At 74.2% G+C, this 12,228-nt stretch carries 14 protein-coding genes; 9 read left to right on the forward strand and 5 right to left on the reverse strand.

Translation table 11 applies throughout. From position 1 onward, the window contains the following. Positions 1-68 precede the first annotated feature (68 nt). The 5 genes from D7294_RS28765 to D7294_RS28785 all read left to right on the forward strand — a co-directional run bounded on the left by D7294_RS28765 (position 69) and on the right by D7294_RS28785 (position 3,720). Positions 69-740 (forward strand): phosphatidylserine decarboxylase, encoded by a 672-nt coding sequence (locus D7294_RS28765; protein WP_120684733.1) that lies wholly within the window; start codon positions 69-71, stop codon positions 738-740. A gap of 82 nt (positions 741-822) precedes the next feature. Then, complete coding sequence (gene pssA, locus D7294_RS28770; RefSeq protein WP_241562696.1) at positions 823-1,593, forward strand: CDP-diacylglycerol--serine O-phosphatidyltransferase; 771 nt, start codon at positions 823-825, stop codon at positions 1,591-1,593. Between the two features lie 111 nt (positions 1,594-1,704). Continuing rightward, positions 1,705-2,376 carry an MBL fold metallo-hydrolase gene (locus D7294_RS28775; RefSeq protein ID WP_120684749.1) on the forward strand — a complete coding sequence of 224 codons (672 nt, stop codon included), beginning with the start codon at positions 1,705-1,707 and terminating at the stop codon, positions 2,374-2,376. 81 nt (positions 2,377-2,457) lie between these two features. Next, a complete protein-coding gene (locus D7294_RS28780) occupies positions 2,458-3,237 on the forward strand; it encodes an exodeoxyribonuclease III (protein WP_120684735.1) in 780 nt (259 codons plus the stop codon). Between the two features lie 57 nt (positions 3,238-3,294). Then, positions 3,295-3,720 (forward strand): DUF6278 family protein, encoded by a 426-nt coding sequence (locus D7294_RS28785; RefSeq protein WP_120684736.1) that lies wholly within the window; start codon positions 3,295-3,297, stop codon positions 3,718-3,720. 46 nt (positions 3,721-3,766) lie between these two features. Here D7294_RS28785 and D7294_RS28790 read toward each other — a convergent pair whose 3' ends face one another. After that, on the reverse strand, positions 3,767-4,507 hold the full coding sequence (locus D7294_RS28790) for a hypothetical protein (RefSeq protein ID WP_120684737.1): 741 nt from the start codon (positions 4,505-4,507) through the stop codon (positions 3,767-3,769). A 172-nt stretch (positions 4,508-4,679) separates the two neighbouring features. Then, a complete protein-coding gene (locus D7294_RS28795) occupies positions 4,680-5,300 on the reverse strand; it encodes a dihydrofolate reductase family protein (protein WP_120684738.1) in 621 nt (206 codons plus the stop codon). Positions 5,301-5,429: 129 nt separating this feature from the next. Here D7294_RS28795 and D7294_RS28800 point away from each other — a divergent pair, with 129 nt between their 5' ends. Together D7294_RS28800 and D7294_RS28805 are read left to right on the forward strand one after the other, a co-directional pair. Further along, positions 5,430-6,479, forward strand: coding sequence for a LacI family DNA-binding transcriptional regulator (locus D7294_RS28800; protein WP_120684739.1), 1,050 nt, complete (start codon positions 5,430-5,432; stop codon positions 6,477-6,479). 283 nt (positions 6,480-6,762) lie between these two features. Then, positions 6,763-8,526 (forward strand): discoidin domain-containing protein, encoded by a 1,764-nt coding sequence (locus tag D7294_RS28805; RefSeq protein WP_120684750.1) that lies wholly within the window; start codon positions 6,763-6,765, stop codon positions 8,524-8,526. 90 nt (positions 8,527-8,616) lie between these two features. Here the strand turns inward: D7294_RS28805 and D7294_RS28810 are convergent, their stop codons facing one another. Together D7294_RS28810 and D7294_RS28815 are read right to left on the reverse strand one after the other, a co-directional pair. Then, positions 8,617-9,660, reverse strand: coding sequence for a DUF1996 domain-containing protein (locus tag D7294_RS28810; RefSeq protein ID WP_120684740.1), 1,044 nt, complete (start codon positions 9,658-9,660; stop codon positions 8,617-8,619). A 163-nt stretch (positions 9,661-9,823) separates the two neighbouring features. Next, complete coding sequence (locus D7294_RS28815; protein ID WP_120684741.1) at positions 9,824-10,852, reverse strand: Rv2578c family radical SAM protein; 1,029 nt, start codon at positions 10,850-10,852, stop codon at positions 9,824-9,826. 170 nt (positions 10,853-11,022) lie between these two features. On the opposite strand from D7294_RS28815, the gene D7294_RS28820 reads away from it, so the two are divergent. Further along, entirely contained in the window at positions 11,023-11,493 is a 471-nt protein-coding gene (locus D7294_RS28820; RefSeq protein WP_120684742.1) for an SRPBCC family protein, read from the forward strand. Positions 11,494-11,577: 84 nt separating this feature from the next. Here D7294_RS28820 and D7294_RS33815 read toward each other — a convergent pair whose 3' ends face one another. Continuing rightward, positions 11,578-11,700, reverse strand: a complete 123-nt coding sequence (locus D7294_RS33815; RefSeq protein ID WP_277751127.1) for a hypothetical protein — start codon at positions 11,698-11,700, stop codon at positions 11,578-11,580. 10 nt (positions 11,701-11,710) lie between these two features. Between D7294_RS33815 and D7294_RS28830 the strand changes: the two genes are divergently transcribed. After that, positions 11,711-12,091, forward strand: a complete 381-nt coding sequence (locus D7294_RS28830; protein WP_120684743.1) for an MmyB family transcriptional regulator — start codon at positions 11,711-11,713, stop codon at positions 12,089-12,091. Positions 12,092-12,228 lie beyond the last annotated feature (137 nt).

The raw sequence follows: 12,228 nt of genomic DNA on the forward strand, positions 1-12,228 counted from the left end.
AAACCTATAGCATCGGCGTAGCCGCGCCGCTTCGGACAGGTGCGGTTTCCCCGCTACGAAGGTCTTTCATGCCTTACCGCTCATCTCCTTTTCCCGGTCGTCTCCCCGGGCGCTCCCCGGGCGCCCGGGTGCGGCTGGCGCGCGGTGCCTCCCCGTGGCTGCTGCCCACCGCCGCCGCGGCCACGGTCAGCCTGGTGCGGGCCCGTACCTCGGGGCGCTGGGCCGCCGTGGCCGTGCCCGCCACCGTGCTCACCGCGGGCATGCTGTGGTTCTTCCGCGACCCGGAGCGCGAGATCGGCACCGGCCGGGTGCTCTCGCCCGCCGACGGCGTGGTGCAGAGCATCATGCCCTGGCCGGACGGCAGGACGCGGGTGGCGATCTTCATGAGCCCGCTCAACGTGCACGTGAACCGCGCCCCGGCGGCAGGGACCGTCGCCTCCGTCGAGCACATCCCCGGCGGCTACGTGCCGGCGTTCGACAAGGAGAGCGAGAACAACGAGCGCGTCGTGTGGCGTTTCGACACCGAGCTCGGCGACCTGGAGGTGGTGCAGATCGCCGGCGCGGTGGCCCGCCGCATCGTCCCCTATGTGCCGCAGGGCTGCAAGGTCGAGCAGGGCGAGCGGATCGGGCTGATCCGCTTCGGCTCCCGGGTCGACGTCTACCTGCCCGAGGGCATCGAACCGGCCGTCGCCGTCGGCCAGCACACCACCGCGGGAGTGACACGTCTTGACCGCGACTGAGCGGAAAGCCCCGGCCGCCCCCTGGGTCGTCGACGTCCCGCTCGAGGACGAGGGGGGCGAGGCCGACGAACTGCCGCTCTCGATGCGGCTGTCGATAGCGGACACCCTGACCCTCTCGAATGCCACCTGCGGCTTCCTCGCGGTCTACTTCACGACCACGGGCGTCCTCATCCCGCACCTGACCAACAGCGGCGACGCCGGCGTCGTCCGCAACAACGCGGCGACCGCCGTCCTGCTGATGCTGCTGGCCTCGGTCTTCGACCTCTTCGACGGCCTGGTGGCCCGCAAGCTGCGCGCCTCGCCGATGGGCGCCGAGCTGGACAACCTCTCGGACCTCATCAGCTTCGGCCTCGCCCCGGCCTACTTCGTGCTGGTGTGGGGGATGGTCGTCGGCGACGTGCACGAGCCGCTGTCGGCGCTGGCGGCCACGGTGGTGCTGCTGGCCGTGGTGCTCAGACTGGCCCGCTTCTCCTGCACCACCATGCCGGACGGCGTCTTCCAGGGCATGCCAAGCCCCTTCGGCGCGCTGACCGTGGTCTCCATCGTCCTGCTCGAACTGCCCTTCACGCCGACGCTGCTCGCCATCGTCGGGGTGGCCTGGCTGATGGTCAGCCGCGTCGAGTACCCCAAGCCGCGCGGCACCCTGGCCGCCGCCATGCTCGGCTGGATCGTGCTGAGCATGGCGCTGCTCACCGCCTGGGCCTTCGACGCCCCCGGCGGCCTGCTGCTCCTCCAGACCGGCTGCTCCCTGCAACTCGTCCTCGGCGCGGTCATCCCGCTGTTCGCCATGGCCCGCAGGGTCTACGCCTTCCGCGACCACCGGCGCGAGGCCAGGGCGGGCCTGGAGTCCTGAACCCCGCGCCCGGCCGCCCGGCGGCCGGGCGCGCGCCGGACGCGGGCGCGGGGCGGCGGGGGCAGGGCGCCGCACGGGCGGCTGTCGGTGGCCCGTAGCACAATGTCCGGCATGGAGCAGACTTCCCCGAGCGGGCCCATCGAGCTGCGCAAGAAGGGCCATGCCTGCGTCCGCCTCAGCAAGGGCGGGCGCACCCTCGTCATCGACCCCGGAGGCTTCAGCGAGCCGGACGCGGCCGTCGGCGCCGAGGCCGTGCTCGTCACCCACGAGCACCCGGACCACTTCGACGAGGGCCGCCTGCGCGCCGCCCTCGACGCCTCGCCCGGCGCGGAGATCTGGACGCTGCGCAGCGTCGCCGAGCGGGTGTCCGCCGCCTTCCCCGGCCGCGTGCACACGGTGGGCCACGGGGACACCTTCTCCGCCGCCGGGTTCGAGGTCGAGGTGCACGGCGAGCTGCACGCCGTGATCCACCCCGACATCCCCCGCATCACCAACGTCGGCTACCTCGTGGACGGCGCCCTCTTCCACCCCGGCGACGCCTTCACCCACCCCGGCCGCGAGGTCGACACGCTGCTGCTGCCGCTCCAGGCGCCGTGGAACAAGATGTCCGAGGTCGTGGACTACGTCCGCGAGGTCGCCCCCCGGCGCGCCTACCCGGTGCACGACGGCCTGATCAACGAACAGGGCCACGCCGTCTACGGGCGCAACCTCGGCCCCCAGGGCGCCGGCATCGCGCCCACCGAGTACGCCGTGCTGCGCCCGGGGGACCGCGTCACCCTCTGAAGCCGCCGCCCAGGACCGGCCCGGCCTCCCGGGGCGGCCCGCCCGCCCTCCGCCCGTCCACGCCAGCCCGAGAGAGCCCCCATGCGCATCGCCACCTGGAACGTCAACTCCGTCACCGTCCGCCTCGACCGGCTGCTCGCCTGGCTGGAGCGCAGCGGCACCGACGTGCTGTGCCTGCAGGAGCTCAAGTGTGAGGCCGCCGCCTTCCCCACCGAGGCGCTGCGCGCACGCGGCTACGAGGCGGCGGTGCGCGCCGACGGCAGGTGGAACGGCGTCGCGGTGCTCTCCCGGGTCGGGCTCGCCGACGTCTCGGGCGAGCTCGTCGACGGGCCCGCGTACGAGGGGGCCACGGAGCCGCGCACCGTGGCCGCCACCTGCGGCGGGGTCCGGGTGCGCTCGGTCTACGTCCCCAACGGCCGGGAGATCGGCCACCCCCACTACGCCTACAAGCTGCGCTGGCTGGCCGCCCTGCGCGAGACGGTGGCGCCGGAGGCGGCGGCGGGCACCCCGTTCGCGGTCCTCGGCGACTTCAACGTGGCGCCCGCCGACGAGGACGTGTGGGACATCTCCCTCTTCGAGGGCGCCACGCACGTCACCGAGGCCGAGCGCAACGCCCTGGCCGCGCTGCGGGAGACGGGCCTCGGCGACATCGTGCCCCGCCCCCTGAAGTACGACCGGCCGTTCACCTACTGGGACTACCGGCAGCTCGGCTTCCCCAAGAACCGCGGCATGCGCATCGACCTCGTCTACGGCAACGCCCCGTTCGCCAAGGCCGTTCAGGACGCCTTCGTGGACCGCGAGGAACGCAAGGGCAAGGGCGCCTCCGACCACGCGCCGGTCGTCGTCGACCTGGAACTGTGAACAACTGGTGACGTGTGACTGTGGTGTGGCCGGGCGTGGGGGTGGAATCCTTGAGGTATGAACATCCCTTTCCTGGACAACTGGCGCAAGCAGCGCACCGCCGCGGAGGAAGGCGTCTGGTCCGACCCCGAAGGGGTGACGCAACTGCTCTCGGAATGCGAGCTGCTGAGGACGCGGGCACAGCGCGCCGGAGTGGTGCTCGGCGACACCCCCGTCTCGCTCGAAGCGCTCGACCAGCTCCTGCCCGGCTGGCGTGACGACCCGGAGGAGCTGCCCTGGCTCGCCAACGACGCGGGCCTCTACCTCGGCACGGTCATCGTGCGCACCGTCTCCGGCGCCCACTGGCAGCCGGGACCCGAGGGCCGCCCGATCGTCGTGATGCCCTCGGGGCGCGAGGTGGACGTCGTCTCCTTCGGGCACGAGTGGGCCGACACGGGCGCGCCCCAGCTCTCCCAGGTCTACGCCGAGGCCGCCGAGGTCTGAGCACCCGGCCCCCGCCTGCCGCCCGCGGCCCCGCGCGCCCTGGCGTTCAGCTCTTGCCCGTGGCGACCTTGGGCTTCGGCGAGGTCGCCGCGCGCGTCACGTCCTTGACCAGCTCCACCACGTCGGGCCCGTACGCCTGGGAGTTGACGACCTTCAGCAGCAGGCAGAAGTTCCCGCCCGAGCCGTACTTGCGCGCCAGCCGGGTGTGGTATTTGGCCAGGTAGCGGGCGGCGGCCTGGTTGGTGACCGACCGCTGGCCGCAGGCCAGGAAGACCGGCCGCCCCTGCTGGCCCGCGGTCAGCCGGGCCAGCAGCACGTACTCCACCGAGCCGTTCTCCAGCCGGTAGCGCTCGCTGCCGATGAGGAACGCGCCCCGGTCGGGCCCCGGTTCGGCGTCGGTGTTCACGGCGACCCCGGGCAGCAGGCTCGCCAGGTGGGCGGCGAGGCGCCGGTTGGACACCGGGCCGCCGAGGCAGAACTCGGTGCGCTCGCCGAAGCCGAGCTGCGTGGTCTCGCCCGATATCAGGTGCGCCTTGGCGCCGCAGTTCTTGATCACGGCGGAGAGTTCCAGCAGCGCGAAGACGTCGTTGCGGGCCACGGCGCCGTCGCTGCCGGTGTCCCGGCTCACCACCAGCACACACTCCGAGTTCTCCGGCAGGCCGAAGAAGTTCTGCAAGCGGTGCACCGAGCGGGTGGTCAGGTAGCTGCGCAACAGCCAGCCGAGCACGAGAGCGATCACCGCGGTGACCGCCACGGCGATGAGAAGGGTGCGCGCGTCGTCATCCATGCCGCGGGACTCTACCGGCGCCCGCCCTCCCGGACGAGCCCCGAACGCGCAACCGCCCGGCCCGGGCACGGAGCGTGAGCGCCCCCCTTTCCGGCGCCCCCCTTTCCGGCGCCCCCCTTTCCGGCGGCGGCCCTGCGCCGCCCCGGCCGGGGCACGGAGCCGGCCGCGGTGACTACGGCCGCGCCTCGCCGCCGACCTGGTAGCGCAGGTGCGTCGCCCGGGGCGATTCGGTCACCTCCGCGATCCGCAGCCGGCGCGGCGGCCCGCCCAGGTGCTCGAAGAGGCGGATTCCGCCGCCGAGCAGCACCGGCGCCAGGTGGATGCGGATCTCCTCGGCCAGCCCCGCTGCCACACACTGCGCGCAGACGTCGGCCCCGCCCATCACCACCACGTCCCGCTCGCCCGCCGCCGCCCGGGCCAGCTCGACGGCCCGCTCGATCCCCTCGGTGACGAAGAAGAACGAGGGCGTGCGCAGCCGGATGCCGGCGGGCGGCCGGTGGGTCAGCACGAAGCACGGCGGCGCCGCCGACTGGTCGCGCTCCGCCCCGTACCCCAGGTCGTCCCGCCAGCCGTGCGGCCCGTCCACGACGTCGAAGAGGCGGCGGCCCATCACCACCGCCCCGGTCGCGGCATAGGAGGCGTCGAGCAGCGCGGCATCCGCCGGGGTGCTCCCGCCCAGGGCCCACTCGTGCAGGACCTCGCCCCCGAGGCCGAGCCCGTGCTCCGGGCCCGCCCCAGGGGCGGTGACGAACCCGTCGAGGGAGATCGAGATGTCCACGGCGACGACTCCCATGTGCGTTGCTCCTTCGCTGCCCGCGGCGGAGCCCGGGTGGCGCCGCCTGCCTTCCCCGGAAAGGACTCGGCCGCCCCGGCGGACTCATCGGCGGGAGAGCGTTTTCCCCCCTGTGGTAGAAAAGCCCGCATGAGCGAGCGTGCGCCCAGGAGTTCTCCCACGCTGGAGGACGTGGCGCGGGCGGCCGGAACCTCGCGGGCCACCGTCTCCCGGGTGATCAACGGCATCCGCAACGTCGACCCGGCCATCCAGGAGGCCGTGCGGCGCGCCATCGCCGCCACCGGGTACGTCCCCAACCGGGCGGCGCGCTCCCTGGTGACCCGGCGGGCCGACTCCCTCGCCCTGGTCGTCTCCGGCGCGGGCGACGAGGAGGGCCAGGGCGGCGAGGCCCGCGGCGGCCTGCTCGCCGACCCCTTCTTCGGGCGGACCGCGGGCGGGGTGATCGGCGCCCTGCGCCCCCGCGGCATGCACCCGGTGCTGATGCTCGCCGACTCGGCCGAGGCCAGGCGGCAGGTGGTCGCCTCGCTCAGGCAGGGCGGCGCCGACGGCGCGCTGCTGGTGTCCACCCACGCCGCCGACCCGCTGCCCGAGCAGCTGGTGCACGCGGGGGTGCCCGCCGTCATGTTCGCCAGGCCGCCGCGGCCCATCCCCGTCTCCTACGTCGACTTCGCCCACCACGACGGCGCCCGGCTGGCCGCCGACCACCTGGTGGCCCGCGGCTGCCGCCGGGTGGCCACCATCACCGGGCCGCTCGACGTGCTCGCGAGCCAGGACCGGCTGGCCGGCTTCCGCGAGGCCATGGCCCGGCACGGGCACCCCTATGTGCCCACGGCCGAGGGCGCGTTCACCCTGGAGAGCGGCGAGCGGGTGATGGCCAGGCTGCTGGCCGAGCACCCGGACCTCGACGGGGTCTTCGTCGCCAACGACCTGATGGCCCAGGGGGCCTTGCACGTGCTGCGGGAGGCGGGCCGCCGGGTTCCCGGGGACGTGGCCGTGGTCGGCTTCGACGACAGCAGCGCCGCCGTCTCCAGCCGGCCCGCCCTCACCACGGTGCGGCAGCCGGTCGAGGACATGGCGGCGGAGATGACCAGGCTGCTGCTCGAACTGATCGAGACGCCGGGCCGCGAGCCGGCCTCCGTCATCTTCGAACCCGTCCTCGTGGTGCGCCAGTCGGCCTGATTCCCGGGAACGCCGGGGCGTTGACAGCCTCCGGGGCACCGGCGACCCTCCTGGGAGAGCGCTCTCCCACCGTGTCCGCGCCGCGGCCCCTCCGCGGCGCGGACGCCACCCCCCACCGGAGGAGAAGTCCGTGCGCAGTCACCCGAGATCGGCCGCGGCAGGCGCGTCCCCACCCCGCCGCGCCCCCCGCCGCCCCAGAGCCCCCCGAGCCCTCTGGGCCCTCCGGGCCCTCAGAGCCCGGCTCGCCCCGCGCGCCTGGCGCCGCCGGGCGGCCGCCCTCGCGCTGCTCGCCGGCGCCGCGGCCCTCCTGCCCCAGGACGCGACGGCCGCCGCGGCGCCTGGCCCGGCCGCCCCCGCGCCGCTCGCCGCGGCCCCGGCGGCCGCGCCCGCCCAGCCGCTCCTCGCCCCCGCCACCGTCGAGGTGACCGGCGGCCAGGGGCACTGGCAACTGACCGTGGACGGCGCGCCGTTCACCGTGAAGGGCCTCACCTTCGGCCCGCAGGCCGCCGAGGCCGCCGGCTACCTGCCCGACCTCGCCCGCATGGGCGTCAACACCCTCCGCACCTGGGGCACCGACGCGTCCAGCGCGCCGCTGCTCGACGCCGCCGCGGCCAACGGCGTGCGGGTCATCGCCGGGTTCTGGCTGCAGCCGGGCGGCGGCCCGGGCAGCGGCGGCTGCGTGGACTACGTCGCCGACACCGCCTACCGGCAGCAGCAACTCGCCGCCGTCAGCCAGTGGGTGACCGCCTACCGCGACCACCCCGGCATCCTGATGTGGGACGTGGGCAACGAGTCGATCCTCGGCCTGCAGAACTGCTACGCGGGCCAGGCCCTGGAGGAACAGCGGGCCGCCTACGCGCGGTTCGTCGACGAGGCCGCGCGGCTGATCCACGGCCTCGACCCGCGCCACCCGGTGACCTCGACGGACGCCTGGACCGGCGCGTGGCCCTACTACCGGGACTACGCGCCCTCGCTCGACCTGCTCGCCGTCAACTCCTACGCCGACGTCTGCGCCATCCGGGACGCCTGGACCGGCGGCGGCTACGACCGGCCCTACCTCCTCACCGAGGGCGGCCCGCCCGGGGAGTGGGAGACGGCGGACGACGTCACCGGCGTGCCCGCGGAGCCGGACGACGCCCAGAAGAGCGAGGGCTACCGCCGCGCCTGGCGGTGCCTGATGGCCCACGAGGGCGTCGCGCTCGGCGGCACCCTGTTCCACTACGGCGTGGAGACGGACTTCGGCGGGGTGTGGTTCAACCTGCTGCCCGGCGGCGAGCGCCGCCTGTCCACGTACGCGGTGGCCGAGTTGTACGGCGGCAGCCTCCCGGCGAACACGCCGCCGGTGGCCGGCGGGCTCGCCGTGCGGGGGGACAGGACGGCCGTGCCCGCGGGCGCGCCCCTCTCCTTCACGGCCTCGGTGACCGACCCGGACGGCGACCCGATCGCCTACGAGGTCCGCCTCTCCGGCTACTACCTGGACGGCGACACCTCGCTGCGGCCGGCGGAGTTCACCCGCGCTCAGGACGGGACGTTCACGGTGACGGCCCCGAGCAGGCCGGGGACGTGGAAGCTGTACCTGCTGGCCCGCGACGGGCACGGCAACGTCTCCTACCTCCCCACCTCGGTGAACGTGGTCCCGCCGCCGGTCGAGGGCACGAACGTGGCGCGCGGGCGTCCCACGACGGCCTCCTCGCAGCAGCCCGAGTACAACGGCGAGACCTTCGAGCCGGCGCACGCCACCGACGGCGACCGCGCCACGCGCTGGGCGAGCGACTGGAGCGACCCGCAGTGGCTCCAGGTCGACCTCGGCCGGGTGACCGAGCTCCACCACGTGCAGCTGATCTGGGAGGCGGCCTACGCCCGGGCCTACCAGGTGCAGGTCTCCGACGACGGCTCCGGCTGGCGGACCGTCCACGAGGTCGGCGCGGGGCAGGGCGGCGTCGACACCGCCGAGGTCACCGGCTCCGGCCGCTACGTCCGGGTCCTCGCCACCCAGCGCGGCACGGGATACGGCTACTCGCTCTACGAGTTCGGCGTGTACGCCTGATCCCGGCCCGCTCCCGGCGCGATTCCGCCGCCCCCGGTCCCGTGCGGGCCGGGGGCGGCGGCACGCCCCCGCGGCGGGGCGGGCGGCGGCTCAGGGAAGCTCGTAGTTCTCGTCGAGCGCGGCGCCGCGTTCCGGGTGGTACTGGTCGAAGCCGCGGGCGTCGCACTGGAGGCCGCCGTTGATGCAGTGCGCGACCAGCGCGGCCAGCGTGGGCTCGTCCCAGGCGTTGAACACGTCGTAGTGGAACGAGTAGCCGGGGCCGCTGGACAGCGTGACGTTCGAGGTGTCGGAGCCCGCGGGGAAGGCCATCTTGAACTCGATCATGGGGACGGCCACCGGATGGCTCTCCGGGCACACGTACTGGAACAGCTCACCGTCCCAGACCGGATAGGCCATGTGGGCCTTGTGATCGGGGGAGTCCAGGTGCCTGCCGTCCCAGCAACTCGGCGCCTGGTAGCGCACGTTGAGCTGCGAGCCGGGGGCGCAGCTGTCGGGGATGTCGGAGTTGCCGAAGGAGTCGCCGCACTCCCAGCCCTCCACCGAGCCCTCGATGAACTCCTGCTCGGACTGGTAGGGGCTGCCCACGACGTAGCGCAGGCCGGGCGGGAAGGGCCGCACGGTCCTGAAGTCGGTGACGCCTGCCTTGTAGTAGATGACCTGGTCGCCGATCGGGCGGATCTCCCGGTCGCCGTCGTACATGGTGGGCATCCAGTAGGCCGTCAGGTCCGCCGGGACCTTGCAGGTGGTGCCCCCGGTGCGCAGGGAGCCGAGGGAACTGTGGGCATCGGTCGTGGTGTTGCCCATGAAGGTGTGGTCGTGCGAGGCGCCGGGGTCGTCCGGGTAGACGATCGGGTCGTCCGGGGCGGTGTGGTCCACGGAGCAGTTGGCCTGGAACTCGTGGTGCGAGGCCCAGGGCACGTCGGGCTGCGGCGGGATGCCCGCCACCGGCGGGTCCACGGGCACCCACTCGCCGGGTGGCGGCGCGGCCATGACGTGCTCGGGCGCCGCGGGCGTGGCCGCGGCGGGGCCCGCGCCGGGCGAGGCGGCGGCGCCGATGGCGCCGAGCCCGGCCAGGACGAGCCCGAGGGCCGCGGCGACGGCCGAGCCCGATAAGAAGGCGGATCTGCGAGGCATGCGGAAATCTCCTCGGTCGTGGGGGGCGGAATGGCCGGGAGAACGCGGGAGAGCGCTCTCCCGCCTCGCAGTGTTCTGCCGCCCTCGCGGGCGTGTCAACGCCGGTTCGCTTTCCCGGAACCGCGGTTGTGCCGGGCCCTTCTGCGGCGGTGGGGAGGGCGGGTCACAGCAGGGTGAGCTGGGTGGCGCCCTCCTCGGGCGCGGGCTCGGGGGAGGGCTCGGAAAGGTTGCGGTGCTGTCCGCGGCGGGCCGGGCCGATGCCGTACTCGGCGGCCAGCTCGTGGACCTGTCCCGTGATGCGCCGCTGGTACCAGCGCGGGGCGTAGGCGCCGTCCGCGTACATCACCTCGTAGCGGCGCACCAGGCCGGGGTGGTGCCGCGCGAGCCAGCTCAGGTACCACTCGTGGGCCCCCGGCCTGAGGTGGAGCGCGAGCGGGGTGACGGAGGAGGCCCCCGCGGCGGCGATGGCCCGGACCGTCTCGCGGAGCTGGGCGGGCGAGTCGGTGAGGTACGGCAGCACCGGGGCCATCAGCACGCCGCAGGGGATGCCGACGTCGGCGAGCGCCCTGACCACGCCCAGGCGCCGCTCCGGCGCGGGGGTGCCTGGCTCGACGGTGCGCCACAGGGCGCGGTCCACGAAGCCGACCGAGACCGAGACGCCCACGTCGGTGACGTCCGCGGCCTGCCGCAGCAGCTCCAGGTCGCGCAGGATCAGGGTGCCCTTGGTGAGGATGGAGAAGGGGTTCGCCCGGTCGCGGAGGGCGGAGATGATGCCGGGCATCAGCCGGTAGCGGCCCTCGGCGCGCTGATAGCAGTCGACGTTGGTGCCCATGGCGATGTGCTCGCCCCGCCAGCGGGCGGCGGCCAGCTCGCGGCGCAGCAGCTGGGGCGCGTTGACCTTGACCACGATCTGCGTGTCGAAGCCGGTGCCGGTGTCCAGGTCGAGGTAGCTGTGCGTCTTCCTGGCGAAGCAGTAGACGCAGGCGTGGGAGCAGCCGCGGTAGGGGTTGACCGTCCAGACGAAGGGCATCCGGGAGGCCGCGGGCACCCGGTTGACGATCGAGCGGGCGCGCACCTCGTGGAAGGTGATGCCGCGGAACTCGGGGGTGTCGAACGTCCTGGTGACCACCTCGGTGCCGAACAGCGCCGGCGCCGCGGCAGGCGTTCCTTCGCTCAGGTTGTTCCAGCGCATGGCCTGCCTCCTCCTGCGTGACTCCTCTCGCATTAGGACACATGTTCGAACGACGGGTGTCAAGCGGATTCGGCGCCTGGTGTCCCCGGACGGGCGGGGCCGATTTGGGCGGCCGGGCCGCCCGGTGATTGGCTGGCTCCCCAAGTCCCCACGACGGCAGGAGCAGTGGCATGGCGCAGGTCGAGGTCAGCAGGCAGCGGGTGATCCAGGCGGACCCGGAGGACGTGTTCGACGCGCTCGCGGACTACCGGGAGGTGCACCCGAGACTGCTGCCCGAGCAGTTCTCCGACTACGAGGTGCGCGAGGGCGGCGACGGCGCGGGGACCGTGCTCCACCTCACCTTCAAGGCGACCGAGAAGCGCATCCGCGACTGCCTGTTCGACGTCACCGAGCCCGAGGAGGGCACGCTCGTCGAGACGGACCGGAACTCCACGATGGTCACCACGTACACCGTCGCGCCCGGGGCGGGCGAGGGCGACAAGAGCAGCGCCCGGGTGACCATCCGCACCACCTGGGAGGGCGCCGGCGGCGTGGGCGGCTTCTTCGAGCGCCTCTTCGCGCCGCGGGCGCTGGCCGCGGTGTACGACCGGGTCCTGGCCAATCTGGCCGCCGAGATGGCGCGGCAGGACCCCGCGCAGTAACGGCGGGCCCGGGCGGCGGCCGTGCCGGATGCGGCGGCGGCCGTGCCGGGGCGGGCGCGGCACGGCCCGCGCCGGGGGCGGGGATCAGGCCGCCAGGGCGCGCGGGCGCAGGTGGATCGCCGGACCGCTGGTGCCCGGTGCCTCGACGCCGGGCAGCAGCCGCATGTCGTGGTCGTAGTCCCCGCCCGCGAGCGGCCGGAAGGGCACCGGCTCCTCGGTGAAGAGCCCGTCGAGCCGCCGCGCGCAGGACCGCCGGGCCGCCGAGACCGCCGGCCAGCTCCGGGTGGCCGCGGGGCGCTACCCCGAGGACGCCGCCCTCGGCCGGCTCGTCGCCGAACTCTCCGCGCGCAGCGAGGAGTTCCGGCGGGTGTGGGCCAGCGGCGAGGTGCTGATGTGCGCCGGGGGCAGGAAGCGGTTCCGGCATCGGGCCGCCGGGGAGTTCACCCTCGACTACGAGACGCTCCACGTGCCGGCGGCGCCGGGGGAGACCGGCGTGCAGCTGCACGTGTTCAGCGCCGCGGAGGGCAGCGCGGACGCCGCCGCACTCGCCGCGGTTGCCGCCGTCGCACGGGAGGTGTCCCCCGCGCCCGCCGGGTAACGTGACCGGGCATGACAAAGATCCTGATCTCTTGATCCCCCACCGGAGAGGTGAGGAAAGTCCGGACTTGGACGGTCGAACCGTCCACAGGAGTCCAGTTGAGTCCACTGACATCCAATGCGATGGCTGTCAAGACT

Source organism: Streptomyces hoynatensis, from assembly GCF_003626535.1.
GTDB classification, from domain to species: Bacteria; Actinomycetota; Actinomycetes; order Streptomycetales; family Streptomycetaceae; genus Streptomyces; species Streptomyces hoynatensis.